General features: G+C 72.9%; 19 protein-coding genes. 7 read left to right on the top strand and 12 right to left on the bottom strand.

All coding sequences use genetic code 11. From position 1 onward, the window contains the following. Position 1: 1 nt before the first annotated feature. The 4 genes from PKC53_RS07375 to PKC53_RS07390 are packed head-to-tail and all read right to left on the bottom strand — an operon-like array spanning position 2 to position 4,103. A complete protein-coding gene (locus PKC53_RS07375; protein ID WP_324427727.1) occupies positions 2-1,420 on the bottom strand; it encodes an amidohydrolase family protein in 1,419 nt (472 codons plus the stop codon). Further along, entirely contained in the window at positions 1,417-2,241 is an 825-nt protein-coding gene (locus PKC53_RS07380) for an ABC transporter permease (protein WP_324427728.1), read from the bottom strand. The genes PKC53_RS07375 and PKC53_RS07380 overlap by 4 nt, the downstream gene beginning before the upstream one ends. 28 nt (positions 2,242-2,269) lie before the next feature. Continuing rightward, a complete protein-coding gene (locus PKC53_RS07385; protein ID WP_324427769.1) occupies positions 2,270-3,079 on the bottom strand; it encodes an ABC transporter ATP-binding protein in 810 nt (269 codons plus the stop codon). 55 nt (positions 3,080-3,134) lie between these two features. Then, positions 3,135-4,103: an ABC transporter substrate-binding protein gene (locus tag PKC53_RS07390; RefSeq protein ID WP_324427771.1), complete on the bottom strand. Its 969-nt coding sequence runs from the start codon at positions 4,101-4,103 to the stop codon at positions 3,135-3,137. Between the two features lie 136 nt (positions 4,104-4,239). Here PKC53_RS07390 and PKC53_RS07395 point away from each other — a divergent pair, with 136 nt between their 5' ends. Both PKC53_RS07395 and PKC53_RS07400 read left to right on the top strand, forming a co-directional pair. Further along, entirely contained in the window at positions 4,240-5,145 is a 906-nt protein-coding gene (locus PKC53_RS07395) for a LysR family transcriptional regulator (RefSeq protein WP_324427729.1), read from the top strand. Between the two features lie 52 nt (positions 5,146-5,197). Beyond that, on the top strand, positions 5,198-6,466 hold the full coding sequence (locus tag PKC53_RS07400) for an acyl-CoA dehydrogenase family protein (RefSeq protein WP_324427730.1): 1,269 nt from the start codon (positions 5,198-5,200) through the stop codon (positions 6,464-6,466). 15 nt (positions 6,467-6,481) lie between these two features. On the opposite strand, the gene PKC53_RS07405 is transcribed toward PKC53_RS07400, so the two are convergent. Genes PKC53_RS07405 through PKC53_RS07420 form a run of 4 tightly spaced genes read right to left on the bottom strand, consistent with a single transcriptional unit; the run spans position 6,482 to position 10,357 of the window. Beyond that, positions 6,482-6,952 carry a rhodanese-like domain-containing protein gene (locus tag PKC53_RS07405; protein WP_324427731.1) on the bottom strand — a complete coding sequence of 157 codons (471 nt, stop codon included), beginning with the start codon at positions 6,950-6,952 and terminating at the stop codon, positions 6,482-6,484. A gap of 34 nt (positions 6,953-6,986) precedes the next feature. Beyond that, the gene (locus PKC53_RS07410) at positions 6,987-8,456 is read right to left on the bottom strand and encodes an aminotransferase class V-fold PLP-dependent enzyme (protein ID WP_324427732.1); all 1,470 of its coding nucleotides are present in this window, start codon (positions 8,454-8,456) and stop codon (positions 6,987-6,989) included. 5 nt (positions 8,457-8,461) lie between these two features. Continuing rightward, positions 8,462-9,625: a DUF819 family protein gene (locus tag PKC53_RS07415; RefSeq protein ID WP_324427733.1), complete on the bottom strand. Its 1,164-nt coding sequence runs from the start codon at positions 9,623-9,625 to the stop codon at positions 8,462-8,464. A gap of 6 nt (positions 9,626-9,631) precedes the next feature. Next, positions 9,632-10,357 (bottom strand): ribonuclease activity regulator RraA, encoded by a 726-nt coding sequence (locus PKC53_RS07420; protein WP_324427734.1) that lies wholly within the window; start codon positions 10,355-10,357, stop codon positions 9,632-9,634. A 218-nt stretch (positions 10,358-10,575) separates the two neighbouring features. Between PKC53_RS07420 and PKC53_RS07425 the strand changes: the two genes are divergently transcribed. After that, positions 10,576-12,693, top strand: a complete 2,118-nt coding sequence (locus PKC53_RS07425) for a TonB-dependent receptor (protein ID WP_324427735.1) — start codon at positions 10,576-10,578, stop codon at positions 12,691-12,693. A 13-nt stretch (positions 12,694-12,706) separates the two neighbouring features. Here the strand turns inward: PKC53_RS07425 and PKC53_RS07430 are convergent, their stop codons facing one another. From PKC53_RS07430 to uraH, 4 genes are all read right to left on the bottom strand, one after another. Further along, entirely contained in the window at positions 12,707-12,916 is a 210-nt protein-coding gene (locus tag PKC53_RS07430) for a 4-oxalocrotonate tautomerase (RefSeq protein WP_324427736.1), read from the bottom strand. 98 nt (positions 12,917-13,014) lie between these two features. Continuing rightward, positions 13,015-14,508 carry a nucleobase:cation symporter-2 family protein gene (locus PKC53_RS07435; RefSeq protein ID WP_324427737.1) on the bottom strand — a complete coding sequence of 498 codons (1,494 nt, stop codon included), beginning with the start codon at positions 14,506-14,508 and terminating at the stop codon, positions 13,015-13,017. A 96-nt stretch (positions 14,509-14,604) separates the two neighbouring features. Then, complete coding sequence (locus tag PKC53_RS07440; RefSeq protein WP_324427738.1) at positions 14,605-15,816, bottom strand: urate hydroxylase PuuD; 1,212 nt, start codon at positions 15,814-15,816, stop codon at positions 14,605-14,607. 256 nt (positions 15,817-16,072) lie between these two features. Next, the gene (uraH, locus tag PKC53_RS07445) at positions 16,073-16,423 is read right to left on the bottom strand and encodes a hydroxyisourate hydrolase (RefSeq protein ID WP_324427739.1); all 351 of its coding nucleotides are present in this window, start codon (positions 16,421-16,423) and stop codon (positions 16,073-16,075) included. 117 nt (positions 16,424-16,540) lie between these two features. Here uraH and PKC53_RS07450 point away from each other — a divergent pair, with 117 nt between their 5' ends. From PKC53_RS07450 to PKC53_RS07465, 4 genes are read left to right on the top strand one after another with little or no spacing between them, the layout of a single operon-like run. Continuing rightward, complete coding sequence (locus PKC53_RS07450) at positions 16,541-17,281, top strand: GntR family transcriptional regulator (RefSeq protein WP_324427740.1); 741 nt, start codon at positions 16,541-16,543, stop codon at positions 17,279-17,281. A 25-nt stretch (positions 17,282-17,306) separates the two neighbouring features. After that, positions 17,307-18,305 carry an allantoinase PuuE gene (gene puuE, locus PKC53_RS07455; RefSeq protein ID WP_324427741.1) on the top strand — a complete coding sequence of 333 codons (999 nt, stop codon included), beginning with the start codon at positions 17,307-17,309 and terminating at the stop codon, positions 18,303-18,305. A gap of 2 nt (positions 18,306-18,307) precedes the next feature. Further along, entirely contained in the window at positions 18,308-20,101 is a 1,794-nt protein-coding gene (uraD, locus tag PKC53_RS07460) for a 2-oxo-4-hydroxy-4-carboxy-5-ureidoimidazoline decarboxylase (RefSeq protein ID WP_324427742.1), read from the top strand. Beyond that, on the top strand, positions 20,098-21,333 hold the full coding sequence (locus PKC53_RS07465; protein ID WP_324427743.1) for a M20/M25/M40 family metallo-hydrolase: 1,236 nt from the start codon (positions 20,098-20,100) through the stop codon (positions 21,331-21,333). The genes uraD and PKC53_RS07465 overlap by 4 nt, the downstream gene beginning before the upstream one ends. Positions 21,334-21,416 lie beyond the last annotated feature (83 nt).

Raw genomic sequence — 21,416 nt, forward strand, 5'->3', positions numbered from 1 at the left:
CTCAGCCCGCGGCGATGCGACGCACCGCGGCGCGCGCCTCGTCGCGCAGCGCCGCCAGGTCGAGGCCCGGGACCGCGTCGTCCTCGGCGACGACGCGCCCGTCGCACAGCAGCCACTTCAGCCGCGGGCGCGCGCCGCTGGCCACCGGCGCGACGCCCGGGTCGTGCAGGCCGAAGAAGCGCGGGTCGTCGAGCGACCACACCGCCAGGTCGGCGGCCATGCCCGGCGCCAGCGTGCCGACGCCGTCGAAGCCGAGCACGCGCGCGCCGCCGGCGCTGGCCCAGTGCATCACGTCGTACGCGGTGACCGCGTCGGCGCCCGCCTCGCCCTGGCCTTCGGGCCGCGCGCGCGACCGGCTGCCCGCGTGCGCGCGGTGCACCAGCCACGCGAAGTGCAGTTCGCTCGCCATGTCGGCCGCTTCGTTCGACGCGGCGCCGTCGACGCCGATCGACACCGGTGCACCGAGCCGTGCCAGCGCCGGCGCCGGCGCCACGCCGCTGCCCAGCCTGCCGTTGCTCTGCGGGCAGTGCGCGATGCCGGTGCCGGTGGACGCCAGCAGACGCTGCTCCGACGGCGAGACGTGCACCAGGTGCGCGAACCACACGTCGGGCCCCAGCCATTCGTGCTCGGCCGCGAACTCGACCGGCAGCATGCCGTGCTGCTGGCGCACGTGCTCGATCGTGGCCACCGTCTCCGACAGGTGCGAGTGCAGCGGCACGCCCATCGCGCGCGCCGCGCGTGCCACCGGCTTCAGCTCGTCGGCGCGCAGCGAGACGTTGATCGTCGTCGGGGCGAACGCGACGCGGCGCATCGCGCGCGATCCGCGCTGATGGAAGCGCTGCACCGTGCGCTCGACGTCGGCGAGCATGCCGTCGAGCCTCTCCGGGCGCTGGTGCGCCGGCGCGTCGGCCTCGACGTGGCGCACCTGCGTCGCCCCGCCGCGCAGCAGCATGAAGCGCAGCCCGAGCCGCTCGGCCTCGTCGAACAGCACCGCCGACGTGTCGAAGCCGATGCCCGGGTGGTAGAGGTAGTGGTGATCGGCCACCGTCGTGCAGCCCGACAGCAGCAGTTCGACCAGGCCGATGCGCGCCGCCAGCCGCAGCGTCGCCTCGTCGAACGCGCCGCGGTGACGGTACGGGACCGCCTGCAGCCACGGCATCAGCGTGCGGTCGATGCCTGCCGGAACGCCCTTGAGCAGCGACTGGAACAGATGGTGGTGCGTGTTGACCCAGCCCGGCGTGACGACGCAGTGCGCGGCGTCGAGCACGCGCTCGCCGGGCCGGGCGTCGAGCCCCCGGCCGACCTCGACGACGACGCCGTCGGCCACGCGCAGGTCGCTGGCGTCGCTGCGTGCCGCGGCGCCGGCGGCACCGGTGACCAGCGCGTCGGCGCCGCGGATCAGGTAGCGGCCGGCGCTCAATGGTCCATCTCGCTTTCGTGCCAGCCGCCCAGCGCCCACTTCGACAGCGCCGCCATCGCCATGAACAGCACGATGCCGGTAGCGGTGATCAGCAGCAGCGCCGCGAACAGCCGCGGGATGTTGAGCTGGAAGCCCGACTGCAGGATCTGGTACGCCAGCCCCGACGCGGTGCCTCCGGTGCCGGCGACGAACTCGGCGACCACCGCGCCGATCAGCGCCAGACCGCTCGAGATGCGCAGGCCGCCGAAGAAGTACGGCAGCGCCGAGGGCACGCGCAGCCGCATCAGCGTCTGCCAGCGGTTCGCGCGGTTGAGCTTGAACAGGTTCTTCAGCCCCGGGTTGACGCTGCGCAGGCCGAGGATCGTGTTGCTGATGATCGGGAACAGCGCGACGATGGTCGCGCAGATCACCATCGCCGGGATCGGGTCGCGAACCCAGATGATGATCAGCGGCGCGATCGCGACGATCGGCGTGACCTGCAGGATGATCGCGTACGGGAACAGGCTGACCTCGATCAGCTTGCTCTGCACGAACAGGAACGCCGCGGCCACGCCCAGCACGACGGCCAGCGCGAACGCGGCGAAGGTGATCTTCAGCGTCGTCATCAGCGCCGACGACAGCAGCGCCCAGTCGGCGACCAGCGTGCGCGCGATCTCCAGCGGCGACGGCACCAGGTAGGCCGGCACCTCGAACCAGGTGCACACGGCCTGCCACAGCGCGATCAGCAGCACGCCCAGGGTGGCCGGTGCGCCGACGCGCACGGTGGTGCGGTCGGCCAGCGCCGGCACGTCGCCGGCGGTGACGGTGGGGGTGGCGCTCATGGGGTTCTCCGGCGGTGGGCGGCGGCGCTCAGCGCTCGCCACGGTTGGCGCGCGCGAGGTGCTCGGAGAGCACGCGGCAGTTGTCGATGAACGGCTGCGACACGCGGTACGCGTCGTCGCGTTCGGCCGGCGCGTCGATCGCGACGTCGGCGATCACGCGCCCCGGGCGCGCCGCCATCACGACCACCCGGCTGGACAGGAACACCGCCTCGTAGATGCTGTGCGTGACGAACACCACCGTGAAGCCGCGCTTGCGCCACAGCTGGTACAGGTCGCTGTCGAGCCTGTTGCGCGTGAACTCGTCGAGCGCGCCGAAGGGCTCGTCCATCAGCAGGATGCTCGGCTGCACCGCCAGCGCGCGTGCGATCGACACGCGCATCTGCATGCCGCCCGAGAGCTCGCGCGGGTACACGCGCGAGAACTGCGACAGACCGACCATCTCCAGCGCGTCGCGCACGCGCGGCGCGCTGTCGTTCTTCGCGACGCCGGCGAGATCCAGCGGCAGGCGCACGTTGTCGTCGACGCGCGCCCAAGGCATCAGCGTGGCTTCCTGGAACACCATCGCCATCGAGCGGTGGCCGCTCGCCGGCCCGGCGGCGTCCTCGCCGTCGTGCAGCACGATGCGCCCCGACGACGGCGCCTCGAGCCCGGCGAACATCTTCAGCAGCGTGCTCTTGCCGCAGCCCGAGGGCCCGAGCAGCGAGACGAACTCGCCGCGGCGCACGCGCACGCTGGTGTCGTTGAGCGCGTGGGTACCGTTCGGGTAGGTCTTCTCGACGCGTTCGGCCTCGAGCACCGTGTCGCCGCCCTGCGGCGCGTTCGCCAGCAGGCCGGTCATCGCCGTCATGTCCATGATGTCGCGCTTCACTCGCTGGCTCCCGGTGGTGGCCGCGTCAGGGCATGATGCCCAGGTCCTTGACGAACTTCGTCGTGTACGCGCGCTTCCAGTCGGTGTCGGGCTTGAGCAGCCCCCACTCGACCATGAACTTCGCGGTGCGCTCCCAGCGCTCGTCGGTCATGATGCCGATACCCAGCCTGGCCGCGTCGCCGCCGGTGACCACGCCCATCTCCTTGAGCTTGGCCAGCCCGAAGGCCAGCTGGCCGTCGGTCATGTTCGGGTTGTCCTTCTTGATCAGCTCGTTGGCCGGCGCCGGGTTCGCGAGGTAGCTCTTCCAGCCCTCGATCGACGCGCGCACGAAGCGCTGCACCACGTCGGGCTTCTCGTCGACCATCTTGCGCGTCGTCGTCAGCGCCTGCGTGTACGGCGGGTAGCCGTGCGCCGACAGCAGGAAGAAGTTGGTCTTCAGCCCGCGCTGCTGCGCCTGGTACGGCTCGGACGACGGGAACGCCTGCTGCACGATGTTGCGGTCGGCGAAGAACGGCTGCATGTTGAAGGTGTACGGACGCATGTGCGCGTCGGTCAGGCCGTACTTCTTCTTCACCCACGGCCACCAGTAGGTGGTGCCGGTGCCGGCGACGAGCACCGTGCGGTCCTTCAGCTGCGACAGGTCGGTGACGTCGTCGTGCGCCAGCAGGCCCTGGATGTCGAACTGAAACGGCGCCGCGACGGTGACCAGCGGGAAGCCGCGCTCGACGCCCGACAGCACCGCGAAGTCGTAGTTCATGACGAAGTCGCTCTGCCCGGCCAGCAGCAGCTGGATGCCGTTGACCTGCGGCCCGCCCATGCGGATCGTCACGTCGAGCCCGTGCTTCTTGTAGATCCCGGTGGCCAGCGCCTGATACAGCCCGCCGTGTTCGGCCTGCGCGAACCAGGTCGTGGTCACGCTCACCTTGTCCTGCGCGTGCACCGCGGCGCCGGCGGCGATCAGCAGCGCCGCCGCCAGTCCACGTCCCCATCGCATCAGCATCGAATGCGCCATTCGTCGTCTCCTGTTGCATGTGCTCTGTCGGCACGGTGGTCGAAACCGTCGATGCATCGTTGCATCTCATCGCTCATCGAGGAACGGGCATACTGGGATAAGTTGATCAGGTGAACCTATGAATGTGACGCTGCGCCAGTTGCGCGCCTTCATCGCCGTCGCCGAGGCGCAGCACTTCACGCGCGCCGCCGAGCGGCTCGACCTGTCGCAGTCGTCGGTGAGCACACTGGTGCGCGAGCTCGAGGAGAACCTCGGCCTGCGCCTGTTCGACCGCCACACGCGCATGCTGCGGCTGACCCACGCCGGGGCCGAGATCCTGCCGCTGGCGCGCAAGGCCATGGCCGATCTCGACAGCGTACTCGGCAGCTCGGCCGAACTGCGCACGCTCGGGCGCGGGCGCGTGTCGATCGCCGCCGCGTCGCTGCAGGCGGCACTGATGCTACCGCCGGTGATGCGCCGCTACGCCGAGGACAATCCCGGCGTCAAGGTCAACCTCTACGACGTGCCCGAGCACGAGGTGATCGAGAAGGTGCGCACCGGCGAGGTCGACTTCGGCCTCGGCTCGGACACCGGGGCGCAGCGCGACATCAGCGCGCGGCTGCTCGTCACCGACGTGTTCGTCGCCGTGATGCGCCCGGACCACGCGTTCGCGCGGCGCAGGGAGCTGAGCTGGCGCGACATCGCGCCGATCCCGCTGATCGGCCCGCCGCCGGGCAACGCGGTGCGCGAGCAGCTCGACTTCGCGCTGGCGCACGAGGGCATCAGGCTCGAACGGCGCTACGAGGTCGCGCTGCCGCTGACGATCCTGGGCATGGTCGAGGCGGGGCTGGGCATCGCGGTGATGACCTCGGCGATGTCGCGGCTGGCGCGTGCGCTGGGGCTGGTGACGCGTCCCGTGACCAAGCCGCGCGTCGAGCGCGAGATCTCGCTGCTGTTCCACGCCGACCGCTCGCTGTCGCCGGCGGCGCAGAACTTCCGCGACCTGCTGTTCGCCAGCCGCGACAGCTTCGGCGACGGCGAATAGCGTCGCGCGCGCGACAGCCGCCGCGTCGCGGCGCTGAGACGATCGGGCTGCCATGGACTTCTCGCCCTCGACCACCAGCGTCGCGCTGCAGCAGCGCCTGCAGCGCTTCATGGACGACCTGCTGCTGCCGTCGCTGGCCGACTGGCACCGCTGGGCCGACGCCGGGGCGTACCCGTTCGACGTGCTCGAGCCGCTGCAGGCGCAGGCGCGCGCGCTCGGGCTGTGGAACCTGTGCCAGCCGACGCTGCGCCCCGACCAGCCGGGCACGCGGCTCGACCACCTCGACTACGCGCCGCTCGCCGAGACGATGGGACGCGTGCCGTGGTCGGCGGAGGTTTTCAACTGCCAGGCGCCCGACAGCGGCAACGTCGAGCTGCTGCAGCGCTTCGCGACGCCGGCGCAGCGCGAGCGCTGGCTGGCCCCGCTGCTGCGCGGCGAGATCCGTTCGTGCTTCGCGATGAGCGAGCCCGACGTCGCGTCGTCGGACCCGACGCAGCTGGCCACGCGACTCGAGCGCGACGGCGACGGCTGGCGCCTGAACGGACGCAAGTGGTTCGTCACCGGCGCCGCGCACCCGCTGTGCCGCGTCGCGCTGGTGCTGGCGCGCCACGCCGACGCACTCGACGCGCACCGCGCGCACTCGATCGTCACGGTGCCTTTCGACACCCCCGGGCTGGCCGTCGAGCGCAACATCCCGGTGCTCGACCACGTCGCGCTCGAAGGCCACTGCGAGATCGTGCTGCGCGACGTGCGCGTCGGCGCCGGCGACCTGCTCGGCGAGACCGGCGCCGGCTTCGCGATGGCGCAGACGCGGCTCGGCCCCGGGCGTGTGCACCACGCGATGCGCAGCATCGGCCAGTGCGAGCTGGCGCTCGAACTGATGTGCGAGCGCGCGCTCGAACGCCGCGCCTTCGGCGAGCGCATCGGCGACTTCGCCAACGTGCGCGACTGGATCGCGCACTCGCGCGTCGAGATCGACCAGGCGCGGCTGCTGGTGCTGCGCACCGCGTGGCGGCTCGACCGCGACGGCGGCGACGCGGCGCGCATCGACGCGTCGGCGATCAAGCTGGTCACCGCGCAGCTGCAGACGCGGGTGCTCGACCGCGCGATCCAGGTGTTCGGCGCGATGGGGCTGTCACCCGACACGCCGCTGGCGCGGCTGTGGAGCTGGGGCCGCGCGCTGCGCCTGCTCGACGGCCCCGACGAGGTGCACCTGCGCGGCATCGCGCGCGCCGAGCTGGCGCGCGCCCGCGCGCGCGGCGCGGCCAACGCGGTGCACCTGCGGCGCTGGCTGCCGGCGGCGCACGGCGACGCCGGCTGAACCCGCCCGCGCCCGCTACCGCGGGCGCGGGCGCCGCTGCTCGGGGCGCAGCGGCGGCGACAGCCAGGCCTCGGCCGCATCGGCGTCGACCGCGTGGCCGGCGCCGTCGACCAGCGGTAACTCGGCGTCGTTCCAGCCGCGCAGGCCGGTGCGCAGCGACGCGACGTCGACGAAGCCCATCGCCTGCATCACGTCGGCCGCCAGCAGCGATCGGTGGCCCGAGCGGCACACCACGACGACCTCGGCGTCGCGGCCGCCGGCGAGCACCGGCTCGGTGACGTCGTGGTCCCACTCGCAGGCCTGCTCGAGCAGCCCGCGCGGCACGTTCAGTGCGCCGGCGATGCGCAGGCGCCCGAACTCCGCGGGCTCGCGCACGTCGAGCAACAGCGGCGCCGGCGAGCGCTGCAGGCGCTCGCGCAGGTCCCACGGCATCAGCTCGCGCACCCGCGTGCGCGCGTCGTCGAGGAGCTCGTCGTAGCGTTTCATGCGTTCTCCCGGATCCCCGCGACGGTGCGCGACGTCAACGCCGCGCGCCACGCCGCCGCTGCCAGTCGACGTAGCGCAGCGCCAGGCGCTCGACCCAGCCGCGCGCGCCGGGCTGCGCGCCCGGCGCTTCGGCGTGCACGTCCAGCGGCGCCGCGCCCTGCGCGTACTGGCGAACGAACATCTCGCGCACCTGCCGCCGCACCAGGCCGCGCAGCGGCACGTGCGCGAGCATGCCGTAGGTGGCCGCGCTGCCCCGGCGCGCCAGCGACGGATCGGCGCGCACCTCGGCCACCGAGGCCGCCAGGTCGGCGAGGTAGCGATCGACCACCGCCGCGTGCTGCGCGGTGACCATCGCGTGCAGCCCCTCGGGGCGCTGCACGCGGTTCACCGACCAGCCGCGCGCGTCCATGCGGTCGCCCACCGCGTAGATCGCCAGCGCCGGGTCGCTCGAGCCGTAGGCCAGCAGCGGGCCGCTGGGCTCGCCGAGAACGGCCAGGCCGCCGATCGCCGCCACGCCGTCGCGCAGCCGGGTGAAGGCCTCGTGGGTGCGCAGCGCGAGGTCGCGGTAGCCGTCGGTGCCCAGGCGCTGCAGCGTCGCCCAGGCCGCGGCGTACGCGCCGCCGGCGCGCGTGCCCAGCAGCGCCGGCGACGCGAACACGCCGCCCGGCCAGTCCTCCTTGACGAAGGCCTGGTGCGCGAACAGGTCCAGCCGGCGGTAGGTGATCGTCGACGCGCCCTTGGCCGCGTAGCCGTACTTGTGCAAGTCGGTCGAGATCGAGGTCACGCCGGGCACACGGTAGTCCCACGGCGGCACCGGCACGCCGTTCATCGCCATGAACGGCAGGATCATCCCGCCGACACAGGCGTCGACGTGCAGCGGCACGCCGCGGCGTGCCGCGATCTCGCCCATCGCCTCGATCGGGTCGATCGTGCCGTGCGGGTACTCGGGCGCCGAGCCGAGCACCATCACCGTGTCGCGGTCGATCAACGCCTCGAGCTTCGAGACATCGGCGCGCAGCCGCGCGTCCAGCGGCAGCAGCACCGGCTCGATGTCGAAGTACTCGGCGGCCTTGAACCACGCGACGTGCGCGCTGACGGGCAGCACCATGCGCGCGCGCCTGACGCCCCGCGTCGCGCGCGCCAGGTCGCGGTAGGTCTTGGCGGCGAGCAGGCAGCTCTCGGTGCCGCCCGAGGTGAGCACGCCGCAGGTCGCCGCGTCGCCGTGCTGCAGGCGCGCCACCGCGGCGACGATCTCGCCTTCCATACGCTTGAGGCTCCTGAACGCGCCGGGGTTCAGCGCGTTGGCCGACGCGTACAGGCGCCAGGCCCGGGCGAGGAACTCGTCGTGCGCCTCGTCGAGCCAGTACACCAGGCTCCACAGCCGGCCGTGGCGGTAGTCGGGGTCGTCGGCACCGAAGCGCTCGAGGTCGTGCAGCACGGCGTCGGCGGGGCGGCCCGCGGGCGGCAGGCCGTCGTGGGCGGGCGGTGTCGGCGTGTCGGGCATGGCGGTCAGGCGTGGCTGCGCATCAGCAGCGCCACGGCGATGCCCAGCTGGGTGCCGATCGCGTAGCCGATGACGCCGGTGCCGATGCCCGAGGCCAGCAGCTCGCGGCGGCCCAGCGAGCGCGCGACCAGCGGCACGAAGGCCGGCGAGCAGATCGCCGACACCGAGGTGACGAGGAAGGTGCCGGCGTCGATGCCGGCGATCCGTGCCAGCAGCGCGTGCAGCGCGAGGCTGCCGAACACCGCGGCGACGACGAAGCCCAGCAGCGACAGGTCGGCCCACTCGATCGCGTCGAGCCGCGCCATCGACGCGACCGCGAAGCTGAACACGTAGATCAGGTACATGCCGGTCTTGTACGACACCGCGAGCCGGCGCACCGCCGGCAGCAGCGACGCGGCCAGGCCGAAGGTCGCGAGCAGCGCGACGACCAGCGCGGTCGCGTGGGCGCCGCCGACCGCCTCGCCGATGCCCACCGCGGCGGCGACGACGAGCGCCGCCACGCCCAGGCTGCGCACCGCGCCGACCAGCCCGGCGCGCGTCAGCAGCTCGCGGTAGTCGTCGTCGTGCGCCGAGCCGGCGTCGCCGTCGACGGGTTCGCCCGCGCCCGAGCGGGTCGCGGCGGGCGGCGGGCGCAGCCAGCGCGCCGCCAGCCGCGGCGCCAGCGTCAGCATGAACAACAGGTAGGCGGCACCGACCGCGGTGTCGAACGCGTTGAACACGAGGTAGCGCGTGTCGTCGACGCCGAGCCCGGTCTTGATCGCCGCCAGGTTCGGCGTGCCCCCGGTGTACACGCCCACCGCGAGCCCTGCCAGTTCGTGCGCGGCGGCCACGCCTTGCGCGCGCCACGCGAAGGCCAGCGCCACCGCGACGGCCACCACCGACAGCACCGCCAGCGCCATCGACACCAGCGCACGCCCGGCGATGCGCGACCACGCGCGCAGGTCCACCGTGAACAGGATCATCGGCAGCGCCAGCGCGATCGCCGCCTCCGACACCGCTTTCTGCACCGGCAGCCCCGAAGCCGGCAGCGGGCCGAGGTTGCCGGCCAGCAGCCCGGCCGCGTAACACAGCACGATCGCGCCGACCCGGTGCGCCCACGCCTGGCGCTGCACCAGCGCCAGCGCGAGCGCCGGCACGGCGAGGAACACGAGCACGAGCAGCGCGGTCATCACCCTTCAGCCGCCATGTTCGCGCGCCCAGGCCTGGTAACGCGCCGCGTGCACGGCGTCCGGCGGGTACAGCCCCGGCAGCGCCGCGCCGCCTTCGACCTCGCGCATGATCCAGCCCTCGAGCCGCTCCTGTTCGACGGCTTCGGCGGCGACCGCGTCGAGCAGCGCCGCCGGGATCAGCACCGCGCCGTCGCCGTCTGCGACGATCACGTCGTCCGGGAACACCGCGACGCCGCCGCAGCCGACCGGCTGCTGCCAGCCGACGAAGGTCAGCCCCGCCACCGAGGGCGGCGCCGCGGTGCCGCCGCACCACACCGGCAACCCGGTGCCGAGCACGCCGGCGGCGTCGCGCACGACGCCGTCGGTGACCAGCGCCGCGACGCCGCGCCGCCGCATGCGCGCGCACAGGATGTCGCCGAAGATGCCGGCGTCGGTCACGCCGATCGCGCCGACCACCGCGATGCACCCGGCGGGCATCGCCTCGATCGCCGCGCGCGTCGACACCGGCGCGCCCCACGACGCCGGTGTCGCCAGGTCCTCGCGCGCCGGCACGAAGCGCAGCGTGAACGCGCGACCGACCCGCCGCGGCGCCGGCGCCGCCAGCGGTCGCGCACCGCGAATCCAGACGTTGCGCAGGCCCCTCTTCAGCAGCACGGTGGTCAGCGTCGCCGTCGACACGGCTTCGAGCGCGCGTTGCAGGTCGGTGTCCAGCGGCGGCATCTCGGCGGGCATCGCGGTCCTCGGCGGTCGTGGCGCGGCGCATTGTCGGCCCGAACGCCGCGCGACGGCCAGCGACCGGCGCGCGGCAACCCCGGGCCTGCGCGGGCCGGGCAGGCCTCCTACACTCGCGCGCCGTGGCCCCACGCCCCGATCGCCGCGCCGCACCGTTGCCACCCTGCCCGCCTGGCTGCGGTCGCCCGCGCGTCGCCCGACGTCGCGGAGGCGCGCTCGTGGCGTGGCTGCTCGCCGCCGTCGCCCAGGCTGCCGCACAGGACGACGACGCCGAGCGCGTCGTGGTCACCGCCAGCGGGACCGCGCTGCGGCTGTTCGACACGCCGTACGCGGTCGGCGTCGTCGACGCGCGGCAACTGCGCGCCGCCGGTCCGATGGTCAACCTGTCGGAGGCGCTCACGCGCGTGCCGGGCATCGTCGCCCACCACCGCCACAACCACGCGCAGGACCTGCAGATCCACTCGCGCGGCTTCGGCGCGCGCGCCAGCTTCGGCGTGCGCGGCATGCGGCTGTACAGCGACGGCATCCCCGCCAGCGGCCCGGACGGCCAGGGGCAGGTGTCGCACTTCGACCTCGCCGGCGCGCGGCGCATCGAGGTGCTGCGCGGGCCGTTCTCGGCGCTGTACGGGCCCAGTTCAGGCGGCGTGGTGTCGCTGGTCAGCGCCGCGCCGGCCGACCGCCGGGTCACGCTCGCCGGCGACCTGGGCAGCGACGGGCTGCGCCAGTGGCGCGCCGGCGTCGAGTCGCCGTTCGACGGCGGCTTCAGCCTGCGCGCGCAGTTCGGGCAGTTCGACATCGACGGCTTGCGCCCGCACAGCCGCGCCGAGCGCAGGCTGGGCAACGTGCGGCTGGGCTGGGACGGCGCGCACGACCGCGTGGTGGTCGTGCTCAACGCCATCGACCAGCCCGCCCTCGACCCGCTGGGGCTCACGCGCGCGCAGTTCGAGGCCGACCCCGACCAGACCGCCGCGATCGCGCTGCCGCAGCAGCGCCCCGGCCAGGGCTTTCGATACCACACGCGCAAGGACACGCGGCAGACGCAGGCCGGCGTGCAGTGGCAGCACCGCTTCGACGGCGACGGCGCACTGCGCGAGAGCCGGGTCGGCGTCTACGCGGGACGCCGCGCGGTGACGCAGTGGCAGTCGATCCCCGACACCGTGCAGTCGGCCAGCCCGACGCACCCGGGCGGCGTGATCGACTTCGACCGCGACTACCACGGCGTCGACGCCCGCCTCGTCTGGCGCTGGACGATCGCCGGGCAGCGTGCGCTGGACCTGGTGGCCGGCGCGGCCACCGAGACCAGCGCCGAGGAACGGCGCGGCCACTTCAACTTCGTCGGCGACGGCGACGCACGCGTGCTCGGCGTGACCGGCGCGCTGCGCCGCGACGAACGCAACCGCGTGCGCACGCGCGACGGCTACGCGCAGGCGCAGTTCGACCTCGCCGGCGCCTGGACCGCCACGCTGGGCCTGCGCCACGGTCGGGTCGACTTCCGTTCAGACGACCGCTTCGTCGTCCCCGGCACGAACCCCGGCGATGCGCCGCTGAACCCCGACGACTCGGGGCGCCTGTCGTTCGCCTACACGCAACCGGTGGGGGCGCTGCAGTGGCGCGCGGCGCCGGCGCTGCGGCTCTACCTGAGCGCGGCGCGCGGCTTCGAGTCGCCGACCTTCAACGAGCTGGCCTACCGCCCGGGCGGCGAGAGCGGGCTGAACCGCGCGCTGCGAGCGCAGACCAGCCGCCAATGGGAGCTCGGCGCGAAGTGGCGGCCGGCCGACGGCGTCGCGCTCGACGCGGCGTGGTTCGACGCGCGCACCGACGACGAGATCGGCGTCGCGTCGAGCAGCGGCGGGCGCACGGTGTTCCGCAACGTCGGGCGCACGCGGCGCCACGGCGCCGAGCTGGACCTGCGCTGGCGCATCGCCGAGGCCTGGCGTGCGCAGCTGGCGGCCACCTGGCTCGACGCGACCTACGTCGATGGTCCGCTGTCGGCGGGCCGCCGCATCGCCGGCACGCTGCAGCGCTGGGGCTACGCCGAACTGGCCTGGCTGCCGGCGCCGGCCGTCGAACTGGCGCTGGAGGGCCGTGCGCAGGGCGACCTGCCGGTCGACGACGCGAACACCGACTTCGCCGCCGGCTTCGCGCTGCTGTCGCTGCGCGCGCAGTGGCGCATCGATCTCGGCGCGGGCCGGCTCGACCTGCTCGGCAGGATCGACAACCTCGCCGGCCGCCGCGTCGTCGGCAGCGTGATCGTCAACGAGGCGAACCAGCGCTTCTTCGAACCGGCCCCGGGGCGCGGCTGGCTGCTGTCGGCGCGCTGGAGCGTGCCGTTCTGAGCGAGGGCGATGCTCAGCCGCCGGCCGGCTTCGGGGCGGTCTTCTCGCTCCACAGCACGCCGCCGGTGGCCCAGTCGTGGCGGCGGATGTCGTAGAAGACGACGTCGACGGCGTCGGCGCTGCCGCCGAGCACGCGCACGCAGGCCTCGGTGAGTTCGCGGGCCAGCGCCTGCTTGTGCTGCGGCGTGCGGCCCTCGAACAGTTCGACGCGGATCGTCGGCATGGGGTTCTCCTGACGGTGGATCGGGCTCGGTCGCGGAAGCGGGGCGATGCGCCGAAGCCGGGCAGGCCCGGCCGCCGGCGCTGCCGGGGTGGTCTCGATCAGTGCGCCTCGGCGGTCTTGGCCGCCTCGATCGCGCCGGCGGTGTCGCCCCTGGCGCCGTTGAAGAACAGGTTCAGCACCACCGCGGCCACCGCGGTGAGCAGGATGCCCGACTCGAGCAGCGGGTGCAGGCTGTGCGCCATGTGCTGCGTCCAGCGCGGCGCCACCAGCGGGATCAGCCCGAACCCGATCGACAGCGCGACGATGTACAGGTTGTTGCGGTTGTGCTTGTAGTCGACCGTCGACAGGATGCGGATGCCGGTGGCCGCGACCATGCCGAACATCACCAGCCCGGCGCCGCCGAGCACGAAGGTGGGGATGCTCTCGACGAACGCGGCCATCTTCGGCAGCAGCCCGAGCACGATCATGATCACCCCGCCGGCCACCGTGACCCAGCGGCTGCGCACGCCGGTGACGCCGACCAGGCCGACGTTCTGGCTGAAGCTGGTGTACGGGAAGGTGTTGAAGACGCCGCCGATCACCGTGCCCAGACCGTCGGTGCGCAGCCCGGCGGCGAGCTCCGCCTGCCCGATCTTCTTGCCGGTGATGTCCGACAGCGCGAGGAACATGCCGGTCGACTCGATCATCACGACGATCATCACCAGCGTCATCGTCAGGATCATCACGATGTCGAAGGTCGGCATGCCGAAGGCGAACGGCGTGACGACGTCGAACCAGTGCGCCTTGGCGACCTTGTCGAAGTGCATCTTGCCCATCGCCGCGGCGACGACGCAGCCCAGCACGATGCCCAGCAGCACCGAGATGTTGGCGACGAAGCCCTTCGTGTACTTCACCAGCAGCAGGATGAACACCAGCACGAGGCCGGCCACCGCCAGGTTGTCGAGCGCGGCGTAGGCCGGGTTGTCGACCATCGGGATCGGGCCGGGCAGGCGCACCGCCGGCGGCGCGGCGCCGGGGGCCACCGGCGCGGCCAGCGCCGGCTCGATCAGCTTGGTCATCTCGACGAGCCTGGGCACGTCGACGTTCTGCGCCATCGGCGCCGGACCGCCCATCGCCCAGCCCACGCCGACGCGCATCAGGCTGATGCCGATGATCGCGATGATCGTGCCGGTGACCACCGGTGGAAAGAAGCGCAGCAGCCGGCTCATCAGCGGCGCGATCAGCACGCTGAGCACGCCGGCGCCGATGATCGCGCCGAAGATCGCGCGCGCGCCCTCGACGCCGCTCTGCGCGTTGGCCATCGCGACCATCGGACCGACGGCGGCGAAGGTCACGCCCATCATCACCGGCAGCTTGATGCCGAAGTGCTTCGTGAAACCCAGCGACTGGATCAGCGTGACGATGCCGCAGGCGAACAGGTCGGCCGAGATCAGCAGCGCGACCTGCTCGGGACTGAGCTTCAGCGCGCGGCCGACGATCAGCGGCACCGCGACCGCGCCGGCGTACATCACCAGCACGTGCTGCAGCCCGAGCGCGGTCAGCCGGCCGGCGGGGAGCCTCTCGTCCACCGGGTGGACGGCGGTTGTGGACATGCTTGTCTCCTCGGCAAGGGGGGGCGGACGGTGGGCCGCGTCGCGGCCCGGGGTGGGCGGTCCCGCGCGGCGCGCGGCGGGTCGGGATCGGGCGGGTCAGTGCACCGGTGCACCGTTGTCGAACCAGCGCTTGACCAGCGCGCGCTCGGCGTCGGTGATCTGCGTCGCGTTGTTCAGCGGCATCAGCTTGAGCACCGCGGTCTGCTGGTACACGGCCTGCGCGTGCTGCTTGAGCAGTTCGGGCGTGTGCAGCGCGACGTTCTTGTTCTGCACGTCGGCGTTGTGGCAGATCACGCAGCGCTGCTCGACCACCGCGCGCACCTCGGCGTAGCCGGCCGGCGCCGCGGCCAGCGCCTTCGCCTCGGCGCTGGGTGGCGGTGGCGCCAGCCACACCGCCAGGCCGACCAGCACCGCGGTGCCGACGACCGCGTGCTCCCACGGCGCGCGGCGGTGCTCGACGTGCGCCTTGTGGCGCGCGACGAAGCTGTGGCGGATCAGCGCGCCGGCGAGCATCAGCAGCACCAGCACCAGCCAGTTGTTCGGGCCCGAGTACAGCCAGCCGTAGTGGTTGGACAGCATCGCGACGATCACCGGCAGCGTGAAGTAGGTGTTGTGCACGCTGCGCTGCTTGCCGCGCCGGCCGTGGATCGGGTCGGGGTTGCGCCCGGCGCGCAGGTCGGCGACGACCTTGCGCTGGCCCGGGATGATCCAGAAGAACACGTTGGCGCTCATCGCCGTGGCGAGCATCGCGCCGACCAGCAGGAACGCGGCGCGCCCGGCGAACAGCTGGCACGCCAGCCACGACGCGAACACGACGAACGCGAAGACGCTGGCGCCGACGACCAGGTCGCCGTGCCGCTTCTGCCCGAACAGGCGGCAGATCGCGTCGTAGATGAACCAGAAGGCGACCAGGAAGACGAGCGCGGCGACGATCGCCGCGCTCGGCGACCAGTCGTGCACGGTCTTGTCGACGAGGAAGCTGCCGGCGTTGAACAGGTACAGCACGGTGAACAGCGCGAAGCCGGTCAGCCACGTGCTGTAGCTCTCCCAGTACGACCAGTGCAGGTTCTCGGGCAGCGGGCGCCAGCGCGGCGCGACCATGTACTTGTTCGAGTGGTAGAAGCCGCCGCCGTGCACGGCCCACATCTCGCCGTCGACGCCCTTGTCCTTCAGGTCCTGGTCCTGCGGCCTGCTCAGGCTGTTGTCGAGCAGCACGAAGTAGAACGACGAGCCGATCCACGCGATCGCGGTGATCACGTGCGCCCAGCGCAGCAGCAGGTTGACCCAGTCGAGGAGGTATGCGTCCATCGCGCGCTCACCGTGTCGGAGGAACCCGCCCGCCGTGGTGCCGGTCCGGGCAGCTTCCCCTCACCACGGCGGGCTCTGTGAGGAGCGAACGTCGCAAACTCGAACGACGGCGCCCGCCAGGGCCCCGCCGCGCGGGCTCCGCGGCGACGTGAAGAAAGTGTATACAGTTCTGTGAACCAGCGCTGCCCGGGTTTTCCCGCAATCCACCCGCACGACAGGCCGAGGCCGTCGTGACGGTGCCGTCGTCCATCGCCGCTCAGGACCCGCGGTAGGTGCCGTAGCTCCAGGGGCTGGCCAGCAGCGGCACGTGGTAGTGCGCCGCCGGGTCGGCGATGCCGAAGTCCAGCGGCACCTCGTCGAGGAACGGCGGGTCGGCGAGCGGCGTGCCGCGCGCGCGGAAGTACGCCGCCACCGAGAACAACAGGCGGTAGCGGCCACGCTGCAGCGTGTCGCCCTCGAGCAGCGGCGCCTCGGCGCGCCCGTCGTCGTTGAGCTCGATCGACTTGAGCTCGCGCTCGCCGCCGTCGAGGCGCAGCAGCCGCACGCGCATGCCGGCGGCGGGGCAGCCGTTGGCGGTGTCGAGCACATGCGTGGTGAGTTTGCCCATGGGTGGTGACTCTCGCGCGCCGCGCGCGCATGGTGGAAGGGGGTCGGCACGCGATGCTTGCGTGGTACCAGAAAGTGTATACACTTACGAACACACGTCAACCACGCGAGCACCGACATGCCCCGCAGCCGCGCCCAGCTCCAGGTCGTCGACGCCGACGCGCGCCGCGCCGCGGGTCGGCGCGCGAAGGCCGGCGAGGGCTCGAGCACCGGGCGCATCGTCGAGTCCGTCACCACCGCGATCGTCGAGCGCCGGCTGATGCCGGGCACCAAGCTGGCCGAGCAGCAGATCGCCGACATCTTCGGCGTCTCGCGCACCGTGGTGCGCCAGGCGCTGAACCAGCTCAGCCGCGACCACCTCGTCACGCTCGAGCCGGCGCGCGGCGCCTTCGTCGCGCAGCCCAGCGTCGACGAGGCGCGCCAGGTGTTCGAGGTGCGCACGATGCTCGAGGCGGCGCTGGTGCGCCGCCTCGCCGAGCGCATCAGCGATGCCCAGGTCGCCGAGCTGCGCGCGCACCTGAAGACCGAGCGCGACGCCGTGACACGCACCGACGTCAGCGGGCGCACGCGGCTGCTCGCCGACTTCCACGTCGTGCTGGCGCGCATGCTCGGCAACGACGTGCTCGCCGACCTGCTGGCCGACCTGCTCAGCCGCTCGTCGCTGATCGCGCTGATGTACCAGTCGTCGCACTCGGCCGGCCACTCGCAGGAGGAGCACGTGCAGATCGTCGACGCGCTCGAGCGGCGCGACGCCAAGGCCGCGGTGCGACTGATGGAGCACCACCTGGGCAACGTCGAGCGCAACCTGCACCTCGATCCGCGCGTGCCCGACCTCGCCAGCGCGCTGCGCCCGCGCTGACCCGCCCCATCCGACCGGAGCCGCCATGACGCCGCCGTCGACCCCCTACCCGCGCGACCTGCGCGGCCACGGACGCCACCCGCCGCACGCGTGCTGGCCCGGCAACGCCCGCGTCGCGGTGCAGTTCGTGCTGAACTACGAGGAAGGCGGCGAGAACAGCGTGCTGCACGGCGACGCCGGCAGCGAGCAGTTCCTGTCCGAGATGTTCAACCCACCGGCCTTCGCGGCGCGCCACCTCAGCATGGAGGGCATCTACGAGTACGGCGCGCGCGTCGGCGTCTGGCGCATCCTGCGCGAGTTCGAGCGGCGCGGCCTGCCGCTGACGGTGTTCGGCGTGTCGATGGCGCTCGAGCGCTGCCCCGAGGTCACCGCCGCCTTCGTCGAGCTCGGTCACGAGATCGCGTGCCACGGCTGGCGCTGGATCCACTACCAGAACGTCGACGAGGCCACCGAGCGCGAGCACCTGCGCACCGGCATCGCGATCATCGAGCGCCTGACCGGCCCGCGCGGCGGCACGCCGGGCCACGTGCACGGCCTGGGCTGGTACACCGGTCGCGACAGCCCGAACACGCGCCGCCTCGTCGCGGACTTCGGTGGCTTCGAGTACGACAGCGACTACTACGGCGACGACCTGCCGTTGTGGCTGCAGGTGCGCCGCAGCGACGGCGCGCTGGCGCCGCACCTGGTGGTGCCGTACACGCTCGACGCCAATGACATGCGTTTCGCGCTGCCGCAGGGCTACAGCCACGGCGACGAGTTCTTCCGGTACCTGCGCGACGCCTTCGACGTGCACTACGCCGAAGGCGATCGTGACCCGGCGGACGGCGACGGCGGCCCGGGCATGATGTCGATTGGCATGCACTGCCGGCTGCTCGGCCGCCCGGGGCGCATGCGCGCGCTGCAGCGCTTCCTCGACCACGTGCAGAAGCACGACCGCGTGTGGATCACGCGGCGCATCGACATCGCGCGGCACTGGCGCGCGACGCACCCGTTCGACGCGAACACCGCCTTCGTCTGGGAATGACCATGCCACCGAACCTGTCACGGATCAACTCCGCCTCGTCGAGCGAGTTCGTCGCGCTGCTCGACGGCACCTACGAACACTCGCCGTGGATCGCCGAGCGCGCATGGACGCGGCGTCCGGCCGCCGGCTTCGCGAGCCTCGCGCAGCTCAAGCTCGCGCTGGTCGAGGCGGTGCGCGACGCCGGCCGCGACGCGCAGCTGGCGCTGATCCGCGCGCACCCCGAGCTCGCCGGCAAGGCGATGGTCGCGAGGACGCTCACCGCCGAGTCGACCCGCGAGCAGGGCAAGGCGGGGCTGACCGAGTGCACGCCCGACGAATTCGCCCGGATCCAGCGCCTGAACGCCGACTACAACGCGAAGTTCGGCTTCCCGTTCATCCTCGCGGTGCGCGGGCCGCGCGGCACCGGCCTGTCCAAGGCCGAAATCATCGCCACCTTCGAGCGCCGCCTGGGCCACCACCCCGACTTCGAGCTCGCCGAGGCGCTGCGCCACGTCCACCGCATCGCCGAGATCCGCTTGAACGACAAGTTCGGCGTCACCCCCGAGCTGGGCAACCTGGTGTGGGACTGGGCCGAGGAACTCGCCACCGACAGCGACCCCGGCTTCAGGGAGCAGGGCCAGCTCACCGTGACTTACCTCACCGACGCGCACCGGGCCTGCGCGCACCGGCTGCGCGCGTGGATGAAACACGCCGGCTTCGACGAGGTCTCGATCGACGCGGTGGGCAACGTGGTCGGCGTCTACCACGGCAGCGACCCCGCCGCGACGCGCCTGCTCACCGGCAGCCACTACGACACCGTGCGCAACGGCGGCAAGTACGACGGCCGGCTGGGCATCTTCGTGCCGATGGCGGTGGTGCGCGAACTGCACCGCGCGGGGCGGCGACTGCCGTTCGGCATCGAGGTGGTCGGCTTCGCCGAGGAGGAAGGCCAGCGCTACAAGGCCACTTTCCTCGGCTCGGGCGCGCTCACCGGCCACTTCGACCCGGCGTGGCTCGACCAGACCGACGCCGACGGCGTGACGATGCGCGACGCGATGCGCGCCGCCGGCCTGCCGGCCACGCTCGAGGCCATCGACGCGCTGCGGCGCGACCCGCGGCGCTACCTCGGCTTCGTCGAGGTGCACATCGAGCAGGGACCCGTGCTGAACGAACTCGACCTGCCGCTGGGCGTCGTCACGTCGATCAACGGCGGCGTGCGCTGCGTCGGCGAGGTCGTCGGCATGGCCAGCCACGCCGGCACGACGCCGATGGACCGCCGCCGCGACGCCGCGGTCGCCGTCGCCGAACTCGCGCTGTTCGTCGAGCAGCGCGCCGCCGCGGTGCCGAACCTGGTCGGCACGATCGGCATGCTCGAGGTGCCGGGCGGCTCGATCAACGTCGTGCCGGGGCGCTGCCGCTTCAGCCTCGACATCCGCGCCACCACCGACCCGGTGCGCGACGCCTGCACCGCCGACGTGCTCGCCGAGCTCGGGCGCATCTGCCACGCGCGCGGGCTGTCGTACCGCATCGAGGAGACGATGCGCGCCGCCGCCGCGCCCAGCGCCCCGGCGTGGCAGCAGCGCTGGGAGCGCGCCGTGCAGGCGCTGGGGCTGCCGGTGCACCGCATGCCCAGCGGCGCCGGCCACGACGCGATGAAGCTGCACGAGGTCATGCCGCAGGCGATGCTGTTCGTGCGCGGCCTGAACGCCGGCATCAGCCACAACCCGCTCGAGTCGAGCACCAACGACGACATCGAGCTGTCGGTGCGCGCGTTCGCGCACCTGCTCGAGCAACTGGCCAGCGAGAACCCGCGATGAGCTACGAACGACTCGACGCCTGGATCGACGCGCACTTCGACGAGCAGGTGCGCCTGCTGCAGGAACTGGTGCGCGTGCCCACCGACACGCCACCGGGCGACAACGCGCCGCACGCCGAGCGCACCGCCGAGCTGCTCGCGGCGATCGGCTGGAACGCCGAGAAGCACCCGGTGCCGGCCGAGCGCGTGCACGCCTGCGGCCTGCGGTCGATCACCAACCTGATCGTTCGCCGCCGCTACGGCGACGGCGGCCGCACGATCGCGCTGAACGCGCATGGCGACGTCGTGCCGCCGGGCGAGGGCTGGACGCACGACCCCTACGGCGGCGAGATCGAAAGCGGCAGGCTCTATGGCCGCGCGTCGGCGGTCAGCAAGAGCGACTTCACGACCTACATCCACGCGGTGCGCGCGCTCGAGGCCGTGAGCCACGCCGTGGGCGAGCCGCTGGCCGGCGGCGTCGAGCTGCACTTCACCTACGACGAGGAGTTCGGCGGCGAACTGGGCCCCGGCTGGCTGCTCGGCCAGGGGCTGACGAAGCCCGACCTGCTGATCGCCGCCGGCTTCAGCTACCAGGTCGTCGTCGCGCACAACGGCTGCCTGCAGATGGAGGTCACGGTGCACGGGCAGATGGCGCACGCGGCGATCCCCGACACCGGCGTCGACGCGCTGCAGGGCGCGGTGGCCATCCTCGAGGCGCTGTACCGTCAGAACACGCTGTACAGGCAGGTGCGCTCGCAGGTGCCGGGCATCACCCACCCGTACCTCAACGTCGGGCGCATCGAAGGCGGCACCAACACCAACGTCGTGCCGGGCAAGGTGGTGCTCAAGCTCGACCGGCGCATGATCCCCGAGGAGAACCCGGTCGAGGTCGAGGCCGACATCCGACGCGTGATCGCCGAGGCCGCCGCGCGCTGCCCCGGCATCCGCGTCGAGATCAAGCGCCTGCTGCTGGCCGAGGCGTGGAAGCCGTCGGCCGGCAACGCCGAGCTGGTGGCCGCGCTGCAGCGTCACGGCGAGGCGGTGTTCGGCGAGCCGATCCCCACCAGCGGCACGCCGCTGTACACCGACGTGCGGCTGTACGGCGCCGCCGGCGTGCCGGCGGCGATCTACGGCGCCGGCCCGCGCACCGTGTTCGACAGCAACGCCAAGCGCGCCGACGAGCATGTCGTGCTCGAGGACCTGCGCCGCGCAACCCAGGTGGTCGCGCGCACGCTGTACGACCTGCTGCGCTGAGCCCCGCAGCCCGCGCACCCGGCGCGTGCACGCCGGCGCACCGGGGCGGCGCCGACGTGCACCGACTAGGGGTTCACCATGGT

The sequence above is a fragment of the Azohydromonas sp. genome (assembly GCF_035325925.1).
Classification (GTDB): domain Bacteria; phylum Pseudomonadota; class Gammaproteobacteria; order Burkholderiales; family Burkholderiaceae_C; genus Calidifontimicrobium.

What these genes read in the sequence shown, in the direction of transcription:
- PKC53_RS07465 (WP_324427743.1), top strand. Translation starts at nt 20,098, where the DNA reads ATGAGCTACGAACGACTCGACGCCTGGATCGACGCGCACTTCGACGAG.
- PKC53_RS07400 (WP_324427730.1), top strand. Translation starts at nt 5,198, where the DNA reads ATGGACTTCTCGCCCTCGACCACCAGCGTCGCGCTGCAGCAGCGCCTG.
- PKC53_RS07380 (WP_324427728.1), bottom strand. Translation starts at nt 2,241, where the DNA reads ATGAGCGCCACCCCCACCGTCACCGCCGGCGACGTGCCGGCGCTGGCC.
- PKC53_RS07410 (WP_324427732.1), bottom strand. Translation starts at nt 8,456, where the DNA reads ATGCCCGACACGCCGACACCGCCCGCCCACGACGGCCTGCCGCCCGCG.
- PKC53_RS07385 (WP_324427769.1), bottom strand. Translation starts at nt 3,079, where the DNA reads ATGACCGGCCTGCTGGCGAACGCGCCGCAGGGCGGCGACACGGTGCTC.
- PKC53_RS07450 (WP_324427740.1), top strand. Translation starts at nt 16,541, where the DNA reads ATGCCCCGCAGCCGCGCCCAGCTCCAGGTCGTCGACGCCGACGCGCGC.
- PKC53_RS07390 (WP_324427771.1), bottom strand. Translation starts at nt 4,103, where the DNA reads ATGCGATGGGGACGTGGACTGGCGGCGGCGCTGCTGATCGCCGCCGGC.
- PKC53_RS07405 (WP_324427731.1), bottom strand. Translation starts at nt 6,952, where the DNA reads ATGAAACGCTACGACGAGCTCCTCGACGACGCGCGCACGCGGGTGCGC.
- PKC53_RS07435 (WP_324427737.1), bottom strand. Translation starts at nt 14,508, where the DNA reads ATGTCCACAACCGCCGTCCACCCGGTGGACGAGAGGCTCCCCGCCGGC.
- puuE (WP_324427741.1), top strand. Translation starts at nt 17,307, where the DNA reads ATGACGCCGCCGTCGACCCCCTACCCGCGCGACCTGCGCGGCCACGGA.
- PKC53_RS07440 (WP_324427738.1), bottom strand. Translation starts at nt 15,816, where the DNA reads ATGGACGCATACCTCCTCGACTGGGTCAACCTGCTGCTGCGCTGGGCG.
- PKC53_RS07430 (WP_324427736.1), bottom strand. Translation starts at nt 12,916, where the DNA reads ATGCCGACGATCCGCGTCGAACTGTTCGAGGGCCGCACGCCGCAGCAC.
- PKC53_RS07420 (WP_324427734.1), bottom strand. Translation starts at nt 10,357, where the DNA reads ATGCCCGCCGAGATGCCGCCGCTGGACACCGACCTGCAACGCGCGCTC.
- uraD (WP_324427742.1), top strand. Translation starts at nt 18,308, where the DNA reads ATGCCACCGAACCTGTCACGGATCAACTCCGCCTCGTCGAGCGAGTTC.
- uraH (WP_324427739.1), bottom strand. Translation starts at nt 16,423, where the DNA reads ATGGGCAAACTCACCACGCATGTGCTCGACACCGCCAACGGCTGCCCC.
- PKC53_RS07395 (WP_324427729.1), top strand. Translation starts at nt 4,240, where the DNA reads ATGAATGTGACGCTGCGCCAGTTGCGCGCCTTCATCGCCGTCGCCGAG.
- PKC53_RS07415 (WP_324427733.1), bottom strand. Translation starts at nt 9,625, where the DNA reads ATGACCGCGCTGCTCGTGCTCGTGTTCCTCGCCGTGCCGGCGCTCGCG.